Here is a 17,542-nt window from a genome sequence, read left to right as displayed (position 1 = left end):
CGGCGGCGTTCGCGGCGCTGGAGGATCGCGTGCTGAAACGCGTGCTCGCCGGCGGGCCCGGTGCGGCCGACCACGGCGCGCCACATGAGGCAGACAACGTTCGACCGGTCGGGCAGATCCGCTGGGCCGTTTAAATCCGGGCGGCAGCGGCCGCCCGTTCTGAGATCTTTTTCTTCGGAGCGATCAACCTGATGAGCATCACCGCAATCAACGTACGTAACCAGTTCAAGGGCAAGGTCAAGGAGATCATTCGCGGATCGGTGGTCTCCGAGGTCGACGTCGAGACGCCGTTCGGCATCGTCACGTCGGTGATCACGACCCGTTCGGTTGACGAACTCGAACTGAAGGTGGGCGCGGAAGTCGTCGCGCTCGTGAAATCGACCGAAGTATCGATCGCACGCCTCTGAGCCTGCGTGTCCTGTACCGGCGCGGCGCCGCGGGCAACCTGCCCGTTGGCGCCGCCCGGCATTTGCGCAGCGCGTTTGCCTTGGTATTCGACGTCCGGGCGAAGTGCTAGGATGGAGCGACACCGATGCCGGAGGCCAACGCATGACCCCCATCCTTTCCCCCGAAGCCATCGAAGCGCTGAAATGGATCGACCAGTTCGGTGAAAGCCGGCCGGTTCCCGCTGCGTTCGACGACGTCGTCTACGCGTTGCTGAACGAGGGGCTGATCTACCAGGCAGCGGCCGACCGGGTCGACCTGACGGCCGATGGCAAATCCTTTTTATCTGACGAATACGATTGAGCGCACGGCGCCGGCCGCGCGGGCGGCCTGGCGCTGCGTCGCCACGGAGCGTGCGATGGAACCGAGAGGCAGCGACCTCGGCGATTTCAGCGAGCCGTACCGCGGCTTCGAGATCGAGGTGAAGACCGAGCAGGTCTGGGACGGCGAGCATGCGCATTACCGCGTGCTGCAGGGCGATGCCGTGCGGATCGACTGGCGGCTCGTCAAGGTCGACGGGATACTGCTGACCGAACGACGCGTGATCGAGCGCGTGCTCGACGAGGCGCGACGGGCGGTCGATGCGGAGCTGGGCGAGGGGTAGCACGCGTGTCGGGCAGGCACAGCCCGTGTTGCGGTAAAATACCGGGTTGTTTCCGTGCCGTCTGGCCTGTTGCCCGAAATCCATGTCCGTACCATCTTCGCTTCCTCCCCGCCGCGTATCCGTCGCGCCCATGCTCGACTGGACCGACCGCCATTGCCGGTCGTTCCACCGTACGCTGACGCGTGACACGTGGCTGTATACGGAGATGATCACGACGGGCGCGCTGCTGTTCGGCGATGCCCGGCGGCATCTCGCGTTCACGCCGAACGAATCGCCGGTCGCGCTGCAACTGGGCGGCAGCGAGCGCGACGATCTCGCGCGCGCGGCGAAGCTCGGCGAGCAGTGGGGCTACGACGAAATCAACCTGAATTGCGGATGCCCGTCGGAGCGCGTGCAGCGCGGCGCGTTCGGTGCGTGCCTGATGAACGAGCCGCAGCTCGTCGCCGACTGTGTGAAGGCGATGCGCGACGCGGTGTCGGTGCCGGTCACGGTCAAGCACCGGATCGGGGTCGACGCGGTTGAGGACTACGCGTTCGTGCGTGACTTCGTCGGCAAGGTGGCCGAGGCTGGCTGCGAGACGTTCGTCGTGCATGCGCGCAATGCGATCCTGAAGGGACTGTCGCCGAAGGAGAATCGCGAGATCCCGCCGCTCAAGTACGACTACGCGTATCAGTTGAAGCGCGATTTTCCGTCGCTCGAGATCGTTATCAACGGCGGTATCACGACGCTCGACGAGGTTGCGCAGCATCTCGAGCATGTCGACGGCGTGATGCTCGGCCGCGAGGCGTATCACAACCCGTACGTGCTCGCGGAGGTCGATGCGCGCTTCTACGGATCGACCGCTGCGGTGCCGACGCGCGAAGAGGCCGAGGCGAAGCTGATCGAATACTGCGCGGCCGAACTGAAGCGCGGGACTTACCTCGGCGCGATCGTGCGACACGCACTTGGGCTGTATCGCGGCATGCCCGGCGCACGTGGTTGGCGTCGTGTGCTGTCCGACAACAAGAAGCTTGCGCGTGCTGATCTGGCCGTGTTCGACGAGGCGCGCGCGCATCTGAACGAGGCTGAAGAAGTTTTTGAAAAAAAAGCTTTGCAAGATTCAAAAGTGTTCGTATAATCTTGTTCTTCGCTGCTGAAACACAAAAGCAGCGAAGAACAAAAAGCAGTAACAGTGGTGGCTGTAGCTCAGTTGGTAGAGTCCAGGATTGTGATTCCTGTCGTCGTGGGTTCGAGTCCCATCAGCCACCCCAAAGAATTCCTAGCGGTATCAAGTTGTTAAAAACGGCACTGTCCCAAAAGGCAGTGCCGTTTTTGTTTTGGGATTCCAAAATCGGGAATTACGTTTCTCGTCGCTTTACGAACTTCGTTCGAGCCTTGTGCTGTCCGCGTAACCGACCAACAACACGACACTCCGGTCTTTGTTCCGTGATTGTGAACTTGGTCGAAGCGAGAAACACCAGGGCGAACAGAAGCGAAACGACGACGTCCTCGGCAACGAACAACGCCGCTATACGCGCAACCCGTTCTTAACGATCGACCACATTGCTCGCGATCCCTGCCTGAACCGTTCGCGTATTTCGAAAAACCACCCACGACCACAAAGCGCCGCCCGCTACCTTCGCGACGAACTGCAATGCCGCGATCGTCGGGAACACTGTCCCGAACGCAATAAGCGGAAAGATGATGGAGTCGACAGCCGCACCCGCGACGTTCGCGCCGTTTGCGCGGGCCAGTATCGGAAAGCGACGTGCGAGTTGAAACACGATTGCACTTGCCAAGGCCGCCGAACCGAACGCGACGAGAGACGCGAGGGCGATTTCCTTGGCAGCGGGATTGAGCGCGTAACTGACGACGCCAGCGGCCGCGATCAACGCAAACATCCGTGACCAAAGCGCGCGGCCGCGCCAGTCCAGATGGAGTCGGTCGCGAATCGCGAGATCGAGTCCGATCAGAAAGAACGCGATGATCGGAGTCGCAGCGGGTCCGAAATGAGCGACCATCAAGTTCGCGACAGCAACTGCTGCGATATAGATCAAGACGTACATGATTCCCCTGCAGTAAAGAGTGCGCGCTGCGTCGATGCGGAGCCGAAGTTTGCCATACATGGCCGATTAAACGGACTGGCGCTTCGCGACGAGCAAACCGGGTGGAACTTGCGCACAACTGGCGGACGGCCAGAGTCGGGAGCGACAGGATGTCGTCACTGTGTCGCCGGTTTTCATCAATGAATCTTCGACGCGAGATTGTATGGCGGTATCCCGTCGACATGATGTTGTGAAGTTTCCTGTCCCGGCTAAGGTTCTTGCGCCTCATGCCGTTATCTTCCATGGACAGCCCTCGTGCCTCGAATGCTGATCCGTTTTCTTGCCTGCTCGCGTTCCGCGTGAGCAGGCTTTTTTCGTTTATGGCCGCGCTTTGCCGTATGAATGGCGGAATGGGACAGGGGCTTGGCGCGAATCGACAATGCGCAACAGTCTTACATTGGTGTAATGTGTCGGCTTCCTCGTGCCCTCATGCTTTGCAGGGCCGTTCGATCCCGATGACCAATGACGGTGTCGGGATTTTTTTTGCCTGCATCCCGTTGCGCAGGCAACGAGTTGCAGCGACGCCCGGAAGGCTGGCGCTGACGCGATCGCGTCAGGCGTGAAGGAGACGAAGGCCTGCGAACGTCACGAGCCAGTGGGCGACGGCGACGCATGCAAGGTACGCGACGATAACGTGCGGAGGGCGACGCCGTGAAAACAGATAGGCGCCGAGCACCGCGAACGGGATGGGCTGGCGCGAACAGATGCGCGAGCACTTCGATGGTGGCGAGCGTCCGTCGTTGCTGCGCACGCATCCACACCGCCACCGCAGGAACCGGCGGCGGCACGCATAACCGATCGATCGCGACACACCGGCGGCTGTCGATCGTGGCCCGTGCGATTACGCCGATGATGCCCGCGATCGCAAATCCGATCGCTCCAAAGAGACGTCGCATCGTTTGAGCTTCCCAAACTCCATCTTCCGTCGTCCCAGGGCAGGCCGACACGGTATCGTTCGAGCCCGGCGACGTCGAGGGTTGCATGCCGCAACGCGCGGTATATTTTGCGGCGAGACGTCCGATCAACAGAACACGCTGAAGGAGTGACCACCGATGCCGGAAACCCGGGCCACGCTGCGTGCCGCGACAGCGCAAGACGCAAACCACATCGCTCGCCTGCACACGCTGAGCTGGCAAACCGCGTACAGCCACATCCTGCCGGCGGCCTACTTGTCCGACGAGGTGCCGACGGAACACGCGATCCGGTGGCGGCACTATCTCGATCGCAATGAAAAGGAGTGGGGCCTCGTGCTGATTGCCGAGGCGGACGGCGAGCCCGTGGGCTTCGTCAGCGCCGAGCGCCCCGTCGATCCAGCGCTTGGCGTGCTGCTCGACTGCCTGCACGTCCATCCTTCGTATCACGGAAGCGGCGCGGGCAAGGGCATGATCGAAGCCGTTCGCGCCTGGGCGCGCACGCTCGGCGTGGACAAGGTCCACCTGAAGGTGCTGGCGGACAACGAACGCGCGATCGGTTTCTATGAGCACAACGGTTGGCAACTGGCGGGTATCGAAACGAGCCGCATCGGCCAGACGGAGGTCACCGACCGGATCTACGCGATACAGGCGTAGCGGCCCGGCGACATTCGCGCGAACGGCGGCGTGAGGTGCGGCCCTTGCCGGGCAAAAGTCGAACGTACGCCGTTGTTATTCGCCGCAGTACCGCACGAGCAGATCGGCTTCCGTCTCGTGCACCTCGACGGGCAGGGTCGTTGCGCCTGCATAGGCAAGATAGCGCGCGCGATGCTGGCCGTTGCGGAACGACGCGACGCCGACTTTCGACAGGCCGGGGATCCCGAGCAGCGTGCGCGTTCTCGTCTCGCGAAACGTGATGTACGGCATGTCCGGAATCCTGTCCTGTTCAGGGTCGAGAAATTCGCGAATGCCCGCGGCCTTTCCTGGGGCCCAGTACAGCACGGACGGCAACACGTAGTCCGTCGTGTCTCGGTCGGCACATGCCAGCAGTTTCGTCAGGTCGATCGTCACGACCCGGTGTCGCGTATCGTCTGACGAGAATACCCGCTTGAGATGCGTATAGGCATAGGGGGCGTGCCCGGGAAGCTGGATAACCCAGACTTCCACGCCATTCTCCTGTGCGTGGGCGAGTGCCATTGTTTCCTCTGGTGTTGCAAGCGACCTTATTGATTCCAGTTTAGCAGCGCGATTGCGGCGGCGAAGCAGGGCAATACCCGGAATAGGAAAACGGAGCGAGTCGCGGCAGAACCTGAATCGCGAACAAAGGCGGAGAGGGGACGGGTGGGTAAATCGAATGCAGTCATGTGTCGGCGATCGATATCGACAGGTCACGAGAATATCGCGATACTGCCAGCGGACATGACGCACCGCGTGAATTTCATCGAAGATTCACACAGTGTCGCGAAACCCGGTGCGTGCGGCTCACCATAAGAACAGAGAGGTCAGATTGACCGAAAAAAACATGTCGTCGAAACTTGAGATCGAGTACCTCGATTACCGTTTCACCGCGATGCTCGAAATCAGGGAGTCCGGTCGGACAGGCGTTGTCGACTGGCATCTCGAATCCGATTCGCGAAGCAAGACGCTTGCGTGGATCGTATTCGACCGCTTTCTCGAACGGCATGATTTCGTCGATGAAGAGGATGCGCGCGCCAACATCGTTGACTGGCTGGAGCGGCTGGCCGATCCGAGATCGGGCGCGTCGGCCGAAATGGCGAAGGTGAACGCGGTAGCTGCCGGAGCGGTGGCCACGGGCGCATCGACCACATCGACTGCCGAAATCGTCGGCGAAACCGTCATCGATATCGCCAGCGATCTCGACTGGATCGAGATGGTCGCAGAATGGCTGTTCAGCTGACCGTCACGATGACGAAACCCGGTTGTCACGACGCGAGTTCCTGTGTTCGCGAAACGTGGTTTCGAAAAAAACGGTACAGAAAAACGAAGCCCGAATCCGGCCGATCGAAAAAATAGAATAAACCTGCTTTGACAACCCCCGCGACTTACCAGAAACTGGGCCCGGGCCTGAAAATATACGGTTGAATTAAAACAAAATAAAACTCCAGACATGCAAAGAAGAACGCTGCTGACGGCGGGTGCGATCATTGTCGCTGCCGGCCTGACAGGTTGCACTGCAATGCTGTTCGAAGACGGTCAATACGAAGAGATGGTCGACCGATTCCTCGTCAGCGAGGACGGCAAGAAATTCGTCGTGCTCGGCAAGAAATATCACTACATCTTCGATATGCCGGAGCATCTCGGCGCCGTGCTGGCATCGCCTTACCGGAAGTCGATCAATGCGTCGCTATACGGGTTCGTCGCGCAGGGCAGCAAGATCTCGGGCGAGTTCTCGCTGAGGCTCCACCGCAATGGCATGACCGACGAGGATTGGGATCGGGCGCTGGAGGATGGCTTCACGAAACTCGGAAGCGTAGATCTGGGGATGAAGGGTGCGCTGGCCGGATCGCGCTATCTCGCCGATGGTTTTGCGCAGGGCAAGACGTGGTCGTCGTTTACGCATTCATACAGGATTCAGGTCACCGACCGCATCACGACGGCGGGCAAGGCCGTGCGCGTGCTCGCGACGCCCGTCACGCTTGCGGCCGACGGCGTGATGATGATCGGGGCCGTGGTGCTGTCGCCCGTCATCGTGGTGATGCTCGCGCCGGTCGCGGGCGTTGCGCTCGGACCGTGACGCAATCCGCGCGGCACGCGAGCGAACCAATTGCTGCGGCATTGTCACCAAATGGTGAGTTGCCGCACAGATCGTTGCGCGGCCCACGCTCACAATTTGGCCGGTTGACCGTTCTTCCCCGGCCCGGTCAACTGTTTCCCCGCTCGCTCGCGCAGGAGCGGGGGCTTTTTGCCCGTCCGACGCCGGAAGGCTGCGTCGGCGGAACCGGACAGGCGTCCGGCGGGCGGCGTAATCGCATCGGTTGCGCGCCCCGGCATCCGTTCGCCTGATCCGCACGAATCGCTTTCCTCGTGCCTGAGCGAACCCTCAGGCCCATCGCCGGTTTCGACCGGTGATGCCTTGGTCCCGGCGGCGCGCAAGCATGCCGCCGGGATATTTTTTGCGCCGGATGCATGGCATCACATGTCGCGCAGCGGGCGGGGCAACCCGCTCAGCCAGCCTGTTCGACGCTGGTTTCCCACCCGTCGTATTCCCCTCCGAGCGAACGGACCTCGCGGTTGATCGCGACCGTATGGCCGGTGATGTCGGCCAGCGCCATCGTGCCTTCATGCGAAAACCGGACGGCCGACTTGCCGTCTTCGGTGGGCGCAACCGACTCGACCGGATAGCCTTTCGATTCGGCCCAGTCCGCGAACTGATGCGCGTCGCTCGGGTCGGGGAAGTACGCCCAGTGCATCACGCGCCGGCTTACGTCGCTGGCGTCGCCTTTCTTCCGCAATTCATCCAGCACGCGCATGTCGCGCATGATCAGCCAGTCGTCGTCGGTCGGGTAGAGCGTTTGCCAGTACGCTTCCTTGTCCGGATCGTCCTGGTGCGCGTACTGCAGCGCGTAGGTGGTCTGATCGGCCATCGCGTCGACGATCTCGGCCGCTGCCTCTTCGTCGAACGGCACGTAGAACAGGAAATCGCGATGGCCGTCGACGGTGATGCGGCCAACCTGCACGCCACCTTTCGCGGCGATCGTGGCGTCGAGCAGATCCTCGATCGTCGCGAGACCGGCGAATTCGTCTCCGGTCGGCAGGCCTTCCTGCGTCGGATGCGCAAAGGGGACGCGTACGCTCAGCAGTGACGTGCGCGGATCGCCTTCGGCGAGTTCCGCAAAGCTGTGGTTGAAGCTGATGAAAGCCTGATGGTCGCCCATTCTGGCAGGGAAGGTTCCCCAGGCGTCGGTCATGTGTTTCTCCCGTGCACGATTGTCTGTTGACGGTTGTAAAGCGCCTCAATGTATCATCGAAAATCGCGTTGGCCGGAGAAGCGCACATGATCGCGCGTCTGGGCATCCTGGTGCCGGTCGAAGACGATCGCTTCCGGGCGGTGGTGGATTTCTATCGGTTGGCGCTCGCGCTGCCTGTGCATTCCGAAGGCGTGTCGGCGGCGGGGAATCCATGGCATCGCTTTGTCGTGGACGGAGCGACGCTGACCATTCATACGGGCCGCGGTTGCGTGTTTCCGTATCCGGAGTTTCGACCGACCGGCCACGGGATTGCGCTGGCCATCGAAGTCGTGCATGTCGCGGAAGCCATTGCGCGACTTGAATCGTGCCGCGTCGGCATCCTGAACGAGTGGGACTACGGCGACGGTACGATCGCGATTTCCGTGGCGGATCCGGCGGGAAACGTCTGCGAAATATGGGGCCGTCCGTGACCGCGCATCGGTACGACGGGCCGTAAAAAAATTCGAAGGAGATGCCGATGTCGATGTTTGCGGTGAATGGAGTGCGAATCGATCCGCTCAGCGCGCGCGTGACGCATGTGCGCTGGGCGGCCGTGAATCCGGCTGACCGGTCGTGGGCGGCGACGCCAAGCGAGGCGCCGGTGGCGGACGTGGCGCGCGCGCTCGCGTCCGGTAACGACGTCCGCGCCATCTTCTCGGCATCGGACGACACCGCGATCGGACCCAGGCTGAAACGCGTGCTGTATCGCGATGCATCGGAAGGCATCGAGCTCGACATCGATGCGACGAACGAGTCGCGCACGCTGCGTGATCTGCCGCAAATCTGACCGGCGCGGCATGCGTCAGCGATAGCGGGTGTCGTCGCATGGATGGCGATGCCTGGCCGAACGGCCGGTCGCACGACGTCGATCGCGAGGAGTAGTATTGGCTGATCGTCATGCTGCATGGGCGGTTGCGCCGAACGGTCTGACGGGGCACGTGATCTTCAGCGAGCCGTTTTACCGGAAGCGAATATCGCAAACGCGTACGAGACCATGTCCAGACCGCTCATCGCCCCGTTGGCATCCGCTCTTTGCCTGGCGCTATCGGCTTGCCAGACCGCGCCCGAGTCGTCTCCGCTACCGTCGCCCGACACCGCGTCGGCAGCCGCTGCCGTTCCGGCCTCGTCATCGTCCGAGCCGATTCGTGGCGTCGGCCAGGCGCCTCATCTGGCCGGGCAGAGTCACTGGGCCATCGGTCAATGTACGACCAACGGCACCGTCAAGGTGTGCAACTGAACATGACCGATGCCGGCGGAGCGTGGCCCGTTCCGCGCGGACGAAGGCGCGTCGTCGTGCATCGATGCCTGCCTTCGTCGATCCCGACCATTTTCGGTCGACACGCTGTCCGTCTCGGCGCGTCGATCGGGTGTCCGACCTCGATGAGCCGGTTGTCGTCGATGTGAGCGATCGCGCGATGAATGATGAAGGCGAAACCACCGAGTCCGGCTGGCACGTCGATCCCGTCGCGGGAACCGTCGTCGGCCAGTTGCCGGTGACGCTGGCGGTCGACAGCCGGAGCCTGAAGAGAAGGGCGATCGCGTGCATGGTGCTGGCCGCCGCGAGCCTGTGCGGCTATGCGGCCGCGCCGGCGCTCTGGCCGGTGGCGGCACTGGCCGTGTTGCTGGCGCTGGCAGGGGCCGCCTTCTTCGCGTCGTCGCGGCGCAGGATGGCGCTGCAGGTCGACGAGACGGGCTTCAGGTTGACCGGGGCCTTACGCGAACAACCCGTCACGCCATGGCGTGACGTCACCGAATTCCGGATCGTCAGCGTCGCCGGAAATCGCTACATCGGCTACCAGTTCTCGGCGCTTTCATCGCGCACCAGGGTACCGGGTGGCGTGATGCTGCCGATCGCCGGGTTTGCCGATCTGCCGCTCGATGCGGTGGCCGGATTGCTGGAGGCGTGCCGCCGTCAGTTCGGCGTGCCGGACAACGAGGGCGACCGAACGGGCCGATGACGCCCGATGCGGGGAGCCCGCGTGCGCCGATATCCGTGAAAACAAAAAAATGTCGGGTGCCGTGTCGATTTCCGCCGGAGTCGTCCGTCGTAGCATCGGAGGCGTGCGCATCGCGCGTCCGTCCCGATTCCGATACGACAACCGACCGAAGGAGCGATACCCATGTCCACGTCCGTCAAACCGATCCCGGAAGGGATGCGCACGCTGACGCCGCACCTGATCTGCGCCGGCGCAACAGCAGCGATCGACTTCTACAAGCGCGCGTTCAATGCGAGCGAACAGTTTCGCCTGGCGATGCCCGACGGCCGGCTCGCGCACGCGTGTCTCGTGATTGGCGATTCGACACTGATGCTGGTGGATGAAATGCCCGATCACGGCGCGCTCGGGCCGAAGGCGCTGAAAGGCACGCCGGTCTGCCTGCACCTGTACGTGCCTGACACCGACGCGGCGATCGCAAAGGCGGTCGAGGCCGGTGCGACGGTCACGATTCCGGCTGCCGACATGTTCTGGGGCGATCGCTACGGGCAGGTCGAGGATCCGTTCGGTCATCGCTGGTCGCTCGCGACGCATCAGCGCGACCTGACGCCCGAGCAGATCACGGAGGCCATGGCCAGCGCGCCGCCGTGCGGAAGCTGACGCAGCCACGCAACCGCAGTTGAGCGGCGGGACGGCGGCACGCGCGCGCTTACGCGCCGGCCGCCTTGCTGCGCTGCTTGTCCTCGTACATCCGTTGATCGGCCGATGCAAGCAGGTCGGCCACGTCGCGATGGTGCGCGGGATCGTAGTCGACGTGCCCGACGCTGAACCGGATGTCATAGCCGCGTGCGTCGGCCGCGTTGCGCAGCGCGAGCGCCTGCGTCACGCGTTCGACCGGCTCGGCAACGTCGCCCGGATCGGTGGCGCTCAGCAGCACGACGAACTCGTCGCCGCCAAGCCGTGCGATCACGTCGCTGTCGCGCAACGCGCCCGTCAACGTATCGGCGAATGCCCTGAGCGCGTGGTCGCCTTCGGCGTGGCCGAAGCGGTCATTGATCGACTTGAAATCGTTCAGGTCGAAAAACAGCAGCGCCGCGTGACGGTCGAGGCGATCGCACAGGCTCAGCACGTGGCGGGCCAGGATCTCGAAGCCGCGCCGGTTGGTCAGTTGCGTGAGTTCGTCGGTGGTCGCGAAATGCAGTGCGGCGATCTCGCGTTCGGTCATGTGGGCGAGATCGCCGAGCAGCGCGAGTTCGTCGGGCTCGAGCGAGCGCGGCCGCGTGTCGATCAGGCACAGCGTGCCGATGGGCGCACCGTTCGGCGCCGTAAGCGGCCGGCCGGCATAGAAGCGGATGCCGGGCGCGCCGGTGACGAGCGGGTTGTCGTGGAAGCGATTGTCGTTCAGCGCATCCTGGATCACCATCGTATTGCCCTCGAGCAATGCATGGGAGCAGAACGACACGTCGCGCGACGTTTGCGTGACGTCGAGCCCGGCATGGCTCTTGAACCACTGGCGATCGTCGTCGACGAGGCTGACGAGTGCGATCGGTACGTCGAACAGCCTGCGTGCGAGACGCGTCAGGCGATCGAAGCGCTCTTCGGGCGGCGTGTCGAGGATCGAGAGCGAATGAAGCGTATCGAGCCGGGCCGCCTCGTCGGCCGGTTTCGGTGCGATTTGCATGGGCCTTGTCTTTTGTCCCGGCTGCGAGGCCGGTCACGGGATCGTATGTCGGACAGTATCGCGCATTGTTCGGCGCATCGCCACGTTGGCAATCTGCCGACGGGTGATTTCGGTCCGGTACGGATCGATGCAGATGGGGTGAGAAGCGTGCGCCATGGGGCCGTGTTTCATCCCGATGCGCAATCGGATGCGCGATGCCTCAAGGTGCCCGGCGCGGTGCCGTAAACAGGGCGAGTCCATTTCTTCATCGCTTCCCATCGCACCATGGTTCGATTTCTGTACGCGGGTTATCTCGCGTTTGCGCTGTATCTTCTTTATCCGATGGTTCAGAACACGCTGGCATTCGGTGTCGTTTGTGTGAGCAGCGCGCTGCCCGGCGGCGCCGGCGGCTTGTCGTCGTCTTCGGCAAGCGGCGCGAGCGGACAGGCGACTCGCTGTGCGCCGACGACGCATGCCGGTGCAGCGACCGGGCGGACGCCCGAAATCCACTAAGTGCGGCGGCGCGCTGGCCATTTGGTCGAATTGAACTTCGCGCCATGCTCGCCGATCATCAGCAACACGGCGGATCGAACACGGAGACGTGCGCCGCGCGGCCTGCGTCAGTAGCTGGAGCGGTACGGCGTGCCCTGGTCGAAGCGGCTTTGCCAGTGCGTGAGATAGCGCGACGCGAGTTGCGGGTTGTTCCACACCACGACGACGTTCTCGGAGTTGCGGCTGGCCGCCGACGCGCTGTAGTTGAACGAACCCGTTTCGACGTGCTCGGCGTCGATCACGAGGTATTTGTCGTGATGGATCGCGTAGGCGTCGATCGTGCGCGTCGGGATACCTGCGTTGACGAGCAAGTTCAACGCCTGTTTGCTGCTCTTGGCGCGATTGCCTTTGTCGTCGACGACCACCGCGACATTCACGCCGCGTCGCTTGGCGGCGAGCAGTGCGCGCGTGACAGGCGGCGACGTGAACGAATAGGCGGCGACGCGGATCGAGTTGCGCGCGGCGCCGATCGCTTTCAGCACGAGCGCTTCGGCACCGCCGTCGGGCGAAAACGCCGATTCGACGACCTGTGTCGCAGGTGCTTCGTGAGTGGGGGCAGGCAGCCAACGCGACACGAAGTCGATCGCCTGCTGGAGCAGCGATTCACTTTGCGTCTTGCCGAAGGCGGCGAACGGAGTGGCGAGCAGGGAGGCGGCGAGACAGGCAGCGGCGAGACGATTGCGCGACAACATCTTGGACAGCGAACAATTTCGAGACAGCGGGCCGTGAGTGTAACGCAGACGTGGCGGCCCGGTCACGTGTCGATGAGACGGGATGACGCATCGCGATGCCCGGCGATGGCAGAGGCGGCGACGCAAAGTTGCGTTGTGCGATATCCGAGTGCGGAATCGGTTTAGTCAGCGAGTGGGGGTGAAAGCAGCGCGCGATTGCACGTGCGGCGGTGGCGGAATAGCGGCGTGCAAGCCATGCATGAGTGCAGCCGGGAGGGCTCGACGCGGCGCGCGACAGCAGCGCGAGCGCGACTAACGATCCGTGCGCGTCGCGCGTTCAGTCATGGGCGCACGACGCTGCGTCAGTCCTCGTCCGCGGGTGCTCTGGCTGCCTCGGCTGCGATCCATCCGGGGCCACGCTCCGGCTGCACGTCGCATGCGTCGAGCGGTTCGCCGCACGCCGAGCATACGGTGACCGCATGCATCAGATGGCCGCAAGTGCGGTGGCGCAACTGCACCGGCGGCCCCTTGCCGTCGTCTTTCCAGCGGTCGCCCCACGCCGTCAGCGCGAGCAGGGTCGGGTAGAGGTCGAGGCCCTTGTCCGTCAGCCGGTATTCGAAACGCGGTGGTCGCTCCTGGTACGCGCGCTTGACCAGTACGCCTTCGTCAACGAGCCGCGCGAGCCGCTCGGCCAGCACATGGCGCGTGAGGCCAAGCTGGGTCTGGAACGCGTCGAAGCGGCGGCAGCCGAGGAACGCGTTGCGGAGGATCAGCATGGTCCAGCGGTCGCCGAGCACGGCGAGCGTGCGCGCGATCGAACAGTTCAGCGTGCCGATGTCATCCCATTTCATCGTCGAGTCTCTTGCCTCTCTTGCGGCGGTTCAGCGAAATAGCGGGTTCGATTATAGAACCCGCCTTCGGTTGCAACGGGCCCGGCCACGTTGACAACGACCGTCATCGTTGTCAATAATGAGTTCCAATTTGGAACTTACTAGCGCGGCGACGCGCTTTCAACCCGGAGACAACCCGATGAACCCGCTTTCCCTGTCTGGTCTCGATCTGCTGCGCGCAGCGGTATCGGGTGATGCGCCGCTCGCGTCGATTTCCGAGACGATTCCGATGCGTCCGCTCGACGTCGAGCTCGGTTATGTGAAATTTTCGGCGCGTGCGGACGGCCGGCACCTCAATCCGCTCGGCGGCGTGCACGGCGGGTTCGCCGCGACTGTGCTCGATTCGGTCACGGGGTGCGCGGTGCATTCGATGCTGGATGCGGGCGTCGGCTACGGCACGGTCGACCTGCATGTGAAGATGCTGCGGCCCGTACCGCGCGACGTCGACCTGGTAGCGGAAGGGCGCGTGATCCATCTGTCGCGTTCGCTGGGCGTCGCGGAGGGCACGTTGAAGACCGCGGACGACAAGATCGTCGCGCATGCGTCGGCGACCTGCTTCATCCAGCGGCCGCAGTAACGGCGGGCGGCAACGCCATCGTTCGGGCCGGTGCGTGAACCTCTGCGCCGGTGCCGAAGGCCGCCTGTAAGCGAATGCGGCGCGTGTCTGAAGCGGCCGCTTCAATGTGATAGCGTTCCTGCTTTCCACCGACGCGACAGGAACAGCATGGAATACCGCACACTTGGCGATTCGGGCATCGAGGTCAGCCTGATCGGCCTGGGCACGATGACGTGGGGCGAGCAGAATTCGGAGCGCGATGCGCACGAGCAGATCGACTACGCGATCGGGCAGGGCGTGACGCTGATCGATGCCGCGGAGATGTATCCGGTGCCGCCGAAACCCGATACGCAGGGGCGCACCGAGCAGTACATCGGCACCTGGCTCGCGCAGCATCGTGCGCAGCGCGAACGCATCGTGCTCGCGACGAAAATCGCGGGGCCGGCGCGGCAGCCGCACAATCCGCGCCATATTCGCGGCGAAGGCAACCAGTTCGACCGCAAGAACCTGACCGAAGCGCTCGACGGCAGCCTCAAGCGCCTGCAGACCGACTACGTCGATCTCTACCAGTTGCACTGGCCCGACCGCAGCACGACGACGTTCGGCCGTCCCGCCTATCCGTGGGTCGACGATACCTATACGGTGCCGATCGAGGAAACGCTCGGCGTGCTCGCGGAATTCGTGAAGGCCGGCAAGGTGCGTGCGATCGGCGTGTCGAACGAAACGCCGTGGGGTGTCGCGCAGTTCCTGCGCGCGGCCGAGAAGCTCGGGCTGCCGCGCATCGCGAGCATCCAGAATCCGTACAGCCTGCTGAACCGGACGTTCGAAAACGGGCTGTCGGAATTCACGCATCGCGACGGCGTCGGCCTGCTCGCGTATTCGCCGCTCGCGTTCGGCTGGCTGTCCGGCAAGTACGAGAACGGCGCGCGTCCGGCCGGCGCACGCATCACGTTGTTCGAACGCTTCCAGCGTTACAGCAAGCCGCAGGCCGTCGAGGCGACGTCGCGCTATGTCGCGCTCGCACGGCGTCACGGGCTGTCGCCTGCGCAGCTCGCGCTGGCGTTCGTCAACAGCCGGCCGTTCACGCGCAGCAACCTGGTCGGGGCGACGTCGCTCGAGCAGTTGAAGGAGAACATCGGCAGCATCGACGTGAAGCTGTCCGACGAGATCCTCGCCGAGATCGACGCGCTGCACGAACTGCAGCCGAACCCTGCGCCGTAAATGGCGCGCGGCCCGCGCGGCAGCGATGCCGCGACGGGCCGCACCGGCGGCGCATTGCTGCGCCGTCGTTTCTTCCGTTATCGCATCTTGAGCCGTGTGCGCGCGACGAACAGCGCGGCGAGGCTCAGCAACGCGCAACCCATCAGATAGAGCGCCGGCGACAACCGGTTGCCGGTCGTGCTGATCAGCCAGGTGATGACGAACGGCGCGAAGCCGCCGAACAGCGTGACGCCCGTGTTGTAGCTGACCGCGAGCCCCGTTGCGCGGGTCTGCGACGGGAACAGCTCGGCCATCAGCGCCGGCAGCGCGCCGCAGTACATCGCCTTCAGCGCACCGATCCAGACCAGGGCGGCGAGCATCGTCGCGAACGATGCGTGACGCGTGAGCCACGCGAACGTCGGGTACACGGTGACGAGCATCAGGACCGCCGCGACCGCCATCATGCGGATCCGCCCGGTGCGATCGGACAGGTGGCCGACGACCGGCGTGACGAGCGTGAGCACGAAGCCGGTCGCGAGCGTCGCCGCGAAGCCCGTCGATGCAGGCAGCCCGAGCTGCTTGATCGCGTAAGTCGGCATGTACAGGATCATGTAGTTGATCGCGGTCGAGATCACGAGCGCGCCGATCGACAGCAGCACCCGCACCTTTTGTTCCGCGAACAACTCGCGCACCGGCGCTTCCGAGCGTGCCTGCGTCTTGAACTCGACACCTTCGTCGACGTAGCGGCGGATGTACAGCCCGACCGGGCCGATCGCAAGCCCGAACAGGAACGGTACGCGCCAACCCCAGCTTTCGAGTTGCGCGGTCGTCAGCGTGGATGTCAGCAGCGCGCCGAAGCCCGATGCGAGCAGCGTCGCGAGGCCCTGGCTCGCGAACTGCCAGCTCGACATGAAACCGCGCCGCTGCGGCGCGTGCTCGACGAGGAACGCGGTCGAGCTCGCGAATTCACCGCCCGCGGAAAAGCCCTGCATCAGCCGCGACAGCATGATCCCGAGCGGCGCGAGGATGCCGATCGATGCGTAGGTCGGCATCAGCGCGATCAGCAGCGTGCCGGCCATCATCATCGCGATCGACAGCAGCAGCGACGCCTTGCGGCCCGCGCGATCCGCGTACGCGCCGAGCACGAAGCCGCCGATCGGCCGGATCAGGTAGGACAGCCCGAACGTGCCGAGCGTCAGCATCAGCGACGTCGCTTCGCTCGTGGCGGGGAAGAACAGCTTGGCGATCGTCACCGCGAAGAAGCCGTAGACGATCAGGTCGAACCATTCGAGTGCGTTGCCGATCGACGCCGCGAAGATGAGGCGCCGGATCTTCGCGGCCCTGGGGCGGGCGGCTTCCTGCGAGGTCAGGGTGGTCGTATTCATCGTGTGTGCAGGTCCCGTGAAAGGGGCGAAGCGCGTTACAGGGCGGCGCCGGCCGCGGCGGACGCCGCGCGGCGAACGGTCGGTGCGTCGTCGCCGAGATCCCAGAAGAGGCCGGCCATCATCTGCAGCCCCTCGCTGACGACGCTCGCGAGCAGGTGCTCGTCGGGTGCGTGCTGCGAGCACGCCGGGTATGAGTGCGGCACCCACAGCGTCGGCAGCCCGAGCGTGTCGGCGAACACCTCGTTCGGCAGCGTGCCGCCGAGATTCGGCAGGATCGCGGGTTTCTTGCCGGTGGTCCGCGCCAGCGACGCGACGGCCCAGCGCACCCACGGATCGTCCGGCGGCACGCGCGTCGCCGGTGCGCCGCGTTCGACGTCGATCTCGATGTCGGCGAAGCCGTGCGCATCGAGGTGCGTGCGCAGATGCGCATGCAGCGCTTCCCAGTCGGTGCCGACGACGAAGCGCAACTGGCAGTGCGCATACGCGGCGGGCGGGATCGCATTGACGGGGTGCTCGGGGTTGCCGGCCTTGAACGCGAGGATCTCGAACGTGTTCCAGCCGAACACGCGCTCGGCTGCGGTGAGGCCGGGCTCGCCCCAGTCGGCGTCGAGCGCCGGATCGCCGGGGCCGCCGCCGACGGAGAGATCGGCGAGTGCATCGCGCACGGCGGCCGGGAACGGCGA

Annotated in this window: 23 protein-coding genes, 1 tRNA gene and 1 pseudogene; 17 read left to right on the top strand and 8 right to left on the bottom strand. The window is 64.2% G+C overall.

The features are described 5' to 3' along the window. From G3N99_RS42565 to G3N99_RS18165, 6 genes and pseudogenes are all read left to right on the top strand, one after another. A pseudogene (locus G3N99_RS42565) lies at positions 1–134 on the top strand (aliphatic sulfonate ABC transporter ATP-binding protein); the annotation flags it as partial. A 57-nt stretch (positions 135–191) separates the two neighbouring features. Beyond that, positions 192–407, top strand: a complete 216-nt coding sequence (locus G3N99_RS18185) for a TOBE domain-containing protein (protein ID WP_006476104.1) — start codon at positions 192–194, stop codon at positions 405–407. Positions 408–549: 142 nt separating this feature from the next. Next, the gene (locus tag G3N99_RS18180) at positions 550–747 is read left to right on the top strand and encodes a hypothetical protein (protein ID WP_027787628.1); all 198 of its coding nucleotides are present in this window, start codon (positions 550–552) and stop codon (positions 745–747) included. A gap of 55 nt (positions 748–802) precedes the next feature. Next, entirely contained in the window at positions 803–1,048 is a 246-nt protein-coding gene (locus G3N99_RS18175; protein ID WP_011351864.1) for a hypothetical protein, read from the top strand. A gap of 130 nt (positions 1,049–1,178) precedes the next feature. After that, positions 1,179–2,165 carry a tRNA dihydrouridine(20/20a) synthase DusA gene (dusA, locus tag G3N99_RS18170; protein ID WP_241011718.1) on the top strand — a complete coding sequence of 329 codons (987 nt, stop codon included), beginning with the start codon at positions 1,179–1,181 and terminating at the stop codon, positions 2,163–2,165. A 57-nt stretch (positions 2,166–2,222) separates the two neighbouring features. Continuing rightward, positions 2,223–2,298: transfer RNA gene (locus tag G3N99_RS18165), tRNA-His, on the top strand. A 276-nt stretch (positions 2,299–2,574) separates the two neighbouring features. On the opposite strand, the gene G3N99_RS18160 is transcribed toward G3N99_RS18165, so the two are convergent. Next, entirely contained in the window at positions 2,575–3,093 is a 519-nt protein-coding gene (locus G3N99_RS18160; protein WP_174934302.1) for a VUT family protein, read from the bottom strand. A gap of 1,091 nt (positions 3,094–4,184) precedes the next feature. On the opposite strand from G3N99_RS18160, the gene G3N99_RS18155 reads away from it, so the two are divergent. Then, positions 4,185–4,700, top strand: a complete 516-nt coding sequence (locus G3N99_RS18155) for a GNAT family N-acetyltransferase (protein WP_206123094.1) — start codon at positions 4,185–4,187, stop codon at positions 4,698–4,700. Between the two features lie 75 nt (positions 4,701–4,775). On the opposite strand, the gene G3N99_RS18150 is transcribed toward G3N99_RS18155, so the two are convergent. Continuing rightward, positions 4,776–5,240, bottom strand: coding sequence for a hypothetical protein (locus tag G3N99_RS18150; RefSeq protein WP_011351868.1), 465 nt, complete (start codon positions 5,238–5,240; stop codon positions 4,776–4,778). A gap of 259 nt (positions 5,241–5,499) precedes the next feature. Here G3N99_RS18150 and G3N99_RS18145 point away from each other — a divergent pair, with 259 nt between their 5' ends. Together G3N99_RS18145 and G3N99_RS18140 are read left to right on the top strand one after the other, a co-directional pair. Then, complete coding sequence (locus G3N99_RS18145) at positions 5,500–5,961, top strand: hypothetical protein (RefSeq protein WP_346778491.1); 462 nt, start codon at positions 5,500–5,502, stop codon at positions 5,959–5,961. Between the two features lie 279 nt (positions 5,962–6,240). After that, a complete protein-coding gene (locus tag G3N99_RS18140) occupies positions 6,241–6,798 on the top strand; it encodes a hypothetical protein (RefSeq protein WP_241011716.1) in 558 nt (185 codons plus the stop codon). Positions 6,799–7,228: 430 nt separating this feature from the next. Here G3N99_RS18140 and G3N99_RS18135 read toward each other — a convergent pair whose 3' ends face one another. Then, complete coding sequence (locus tag G3N99_RS18135) at positions 7,229–7,972, bottom strand: DUF695 domain-containing protein (RefSeq protein WP_206123092.1); 744 nt, start codon at positions 7,970–7,972, stop codon at positions 7,229–7,231. 86 nt (positions 7,973–8,058) lie between these two features. On the opposite strand from G3N99_RS18135, the gene G3N99_RS18130 reads away from it, so the two are divergent. From G3N99_RS18130 to G3N99_RS18115, 5 genes are all read left to right on the top strand, one after another. Then, positions 8,059–8,442: a VOC family protein gene (locus G3N99_RS18130; protein ID WP_206123091.1), complete on the top strand. Its 384-nt coding sequence runs from the start codon at positions 8,059–8,061 to the stop codon at positions 8,440–8,442. Between the two features lie 47 nt (positions 8,443–8,489). After that, a complete protein-coding gene (locus tag G3N99_RS18125) occupies positions 8,490–8,798 on the top strand; it encodes a phosphatidylserine/phosphatidylglycerophosphate/cardiolipin synthase (protein ID WP_174912433.1) in 309 nt (102 codons plus the stop codon). Positions 8,799–9,005: 207 nt separating this feature from the next. After that, positions 9,006–9,248 (top strand): hypothetical protein, encoded by a 243-nt coding sequence (locus tag G3N99_RS42560; RefSeq protein ID WP_346778490.1) that lies wholly within the window; start codon positions 9,006–9,008, stop codon positions 9,246–9,248. A gap of 178 nt (positions 9,249–9,426) precedes the next feature. Beyond that, positions 9,427–9,969 carry an aspartyl-tRNA synthetase gene (locus G3N99_RS18120; RefSeq protein WP_206123095.1) on the top strand — a complete coding sequence of 181 codons (543 nt, stop codon included), beginning with the start codon at positions 9,427–9,429 and terminating at the stop codon, positions 9,967–9,969. Between the two features lie 162 nt (positions 9,970–10,131). Then, entirely contained in the window at positions 10,132–10,605 is a 474-nt protein-coding gene (locus G3N99_RS18115; protein WP_174934289.1) for a VOC family protein, read from the top strand. 49 nt (positions 10,606–10,654) lie between these two features. Here G3N99_RS18115 and G3N99_RS18110 read toward each other — a convergent pair whose 3' ends face one another. After that, complete coding sequence (locus G3N99_RS18110) at positions 10,655–11,626, bottom strand: sensor domain-containing diguanylate cyclase (protein ID WP_206123090.1); 972 nt, start codon at positions 11,624–11,626, stop codon at positions 10,655–10,657. Positions 11,627–11,890: 264 nt separating this feature from the next. Here G3N99_RS18110 and G3N99_RS41925 point away from each other — a divergent pair, with 264 nt between their 5' ends. After that, positions 11,891–12,118, top strand: a complete 228-nt coding sequence (locus G3N99_RS41925) for a hypothetical protein (RefSeq protein ID WP_241011715.1) — start codon at positions 11,891–11,893, stop codon at positions 12,116–12,118. 107 nt (positions 12,119–12,225) lie between these two features. Here the strand turns inward: G3N99_RS41925 and G3N99_RS18105 are convergent, their stop codons facing one another. After that, the gene (locus G3N99_RS18105; protein WP_174936863.1) at positions 12,226–12,849 is read right to left on the bottom strand and encodes a phospholipase D family protein; all 624 of its coding nucleotides are present in this window, start codon (positions 12,847–12,849) and stop codon (positions 12,226–12,228) included. Positions 12,850–13,190: 341 nt separating this feature from the next. After that, a complete protein-coding gene (locus G3N99_RS18100) occupies positions 13,191–13,679 on the bottom strand; it encodes a helix-turn-helix domain-containing protein (protein ID WP_174936865.1) in 489 nt (162 codons plus the stop codon). A gap of 178 nt (positions 13,680–13,857) precedes the next feature. On the opposite strand from G3N99_RS18100, the gene G3N99_RS18095 reads away from it, so the two are divergent. Further along, positions 13,858–14,295, top strand: coding sequence for a PaaI family thioesterase (locus G3N99_RS18095; protein WP_039358790.1), 438 nt, complete (start codon positions 13,858–13,860; stop codon positions 14,293–14,295). 147 nt (positions 14,296–14,442) lie between these two features. Then, positions 14,443–15,495 carry an NADP(H)-dependent aldo-keto reductase gene (locus tag G3N99_RS18090; RefSeq protein WP_174934283.1) on the top strand — a complete coding sequence of 351 codons (1,053 nt, stop codon included), beginning with the start codon at positions 14,443–14,445 and terminating at the stop codon, positions 15,493–15,495. A gap of 77 nt (positions 15,496–15,572) precedes the next feature. Here G3N99_RS18090 and G3N99_RS18085 read toward each other — a convergent pair whose 3' ends face one another. Then, the gene (locus tag G3N99_RS18085; RefSeq protein WP_206123089.1) at positions 15,573–16,859 is read right to left on the bottom strand and encodes an MFS transporter; all 1,287 of its coding nucleotides are present in this window, start codon (positions 16,857–16,859) and stop codon (positions 15,573–15,575) included. A 35-nt stretch (positions 16,860–16,894) separates the two neighbouring features. Further along, on the bottom strand, positions 16,895–17,542 hold a 648-nt coding region (locus tag G3N99_RS18080), incomplete at its 5' end, for a peptidase dimerization domain-containing protein (protein ID WP_206123088.1).

This window comes from Burkholderia sp. Ac-20392, assembly GCF_017104585.1.
Lineage (GTDB): Bacteria > Pseudomonadota > Gammaproteobacteria > Burkholderiales > Burkholderiaceae > Burkholderia > Burkholderia lata.
The sequence above is the reverse complement of the archived record's forward strand: the minus strand, read 5'-3'. Positions and strand labels throughout refer to the sequence as shown.

Bases quoted from the DNA above. Each gene is read 5' to 3' on its own strand.
- G3N99_RS18110 (WP_206123090.1), bottom strand. From the start codon at position 11,626: ATGCAAATCGCACCGAAACCGGCCGACGAGGCGGCCCGGCTCGATACG.
- G3N99_RS42560 (WP_346778490.1), top strand. From the start codon at position 9,006: ATGTCCAGACCGCTCATCGCCCCGTTGGCATCCGCTCTTTGCCTGGCG.
- G3N99_RS18100 (WP_174936865.1), bottom strand. From the start codon at position 13,679: ATGAAATGGGATGACATCGGCACGCTGAACTGTTCGATCGCGCGCACG.
- G3N99_RS18125 (WP_174912433.1), top strand. From the start codon at position 8,490: ATGTCGATGTTTGCGGTGAATGGAGTGCGAATCGATCCGCTCAGCGCG.
- G3N99_RS18135 (WP_206123092.1), bottom strand. From the start codon at position 7,972: ATGACCGACGCCTGGGGAACCTTCCCTGCCAGAATGGGCGACCATCAG.
- G3N99_RS18150 (WP_011351868.1), bottom strand. From the start codon at position 5,240: ATGGCACTCGCCCACGCACAGGAGAATGGCGTGGAAGTCTGGGTTATC.
- G3N99_RS18095 (WP_039358790.1), top strand. From the start codon at position 13,858: ATGAACCCGCTTTCCCTGTCTGGTCTCGATCTGCTGCGCGCAGCGGTA.
- G3N99_RS18120 (WP_206123095.1), top strand. From the start codon at position 9,427: ATGAATGATGAAGGCGAAACCACCGAGTCCGGCTGGCACGTCGATCCC.
- G3N99_RS18185 (WP_006476104.1), top strand. From the start codon at position 192: ATGAGCATCACCGCAATCAACGTACGTAACCAGTTCAAGGGCAAGGTC.
- dusA (WP_241011718.1), top strand. From the start codon at position 1,179: ATGCTCGACTGGACCGACCGCCATTGCCGGTCGTTCCACCGTACGCTG.
- G3N99_RS41925 (WP_241011715.1), top strand. From the start codon at position 11,891: ATGGTTCGATTTCTGTACGCGGGTTATCTCGCGTTTGCGCTGTATCTT.
- G3N99_RS18155 (WP_206123094.1), top strand. From the start codon at position 4,185: ATGCCGGAAACCCGGGCCACGCTGCGTGCCGCGACAGCGCAAGACGCA.
- G3N99_RS18140 (WP_241011716.1), top strand. From the start codon at position 6,241: ATGCTGTTCGAAGACGGTCAATACGAAGAGATGGTCGACCGATTCCTC.
- G3N99_RS18105 (WP_174936863.1), bottom strand. From the start codon at position 12,849: ATGTTGTCGCGCAATCGTCTCGCCGCTGCCTGTCTCGCCGCCTCCCTG.
- G3N99_RS18130 (WP_206123091.1), top strand. From the start codon at position 8,059: ATGATCGCGCGTCTGGGCATCCTGGTGCCGGTCGAAGACGATCGCTTC.
- G3N99_RS18160 (WP_174934302.1), bottom strand. From the start codon at position 3,093: ATGTACGTCTTGATCTATATCGCAGCAGTTGCTGTCGCGAACTTGATG.
- G3N99_RS18090 (WP_174934283.1), top strand. From the start codon at position 14,443: ATGGAATACCGCACACTTGGCGATTCGGGCATCGAGGTCAGCCTGATC.
- G3N99_RS18115 (WP_174934289.1), top strand. From the start codon at position 10,132: ATGTCCACGTCCGTCAAACCGATCCCGGAAGGGATGCGCACGCTGACG.
- G3N99_RS18085 (WP_206123089.1), bottom strand. From the start codon at position 16,859: ATGAATACGACCACCCTGACCTCGCAGGAAGCCGCCCGCCCCAGGGCC.
- G3N99_RS18175 (WP_011351864.1), top strand. From the start codon at position 803: ATGGAACCGAGAGGCAGCGACCTCGGCGATTTCAGCGAGCCGTACCGC.
- G3N99_RS18180 (WP_027787628.1), top strand. From the start codon at position 550: ATGACCCCCATCCTTTCCCCCGAAGCCATCGAAGCGCTGAAATGGATC.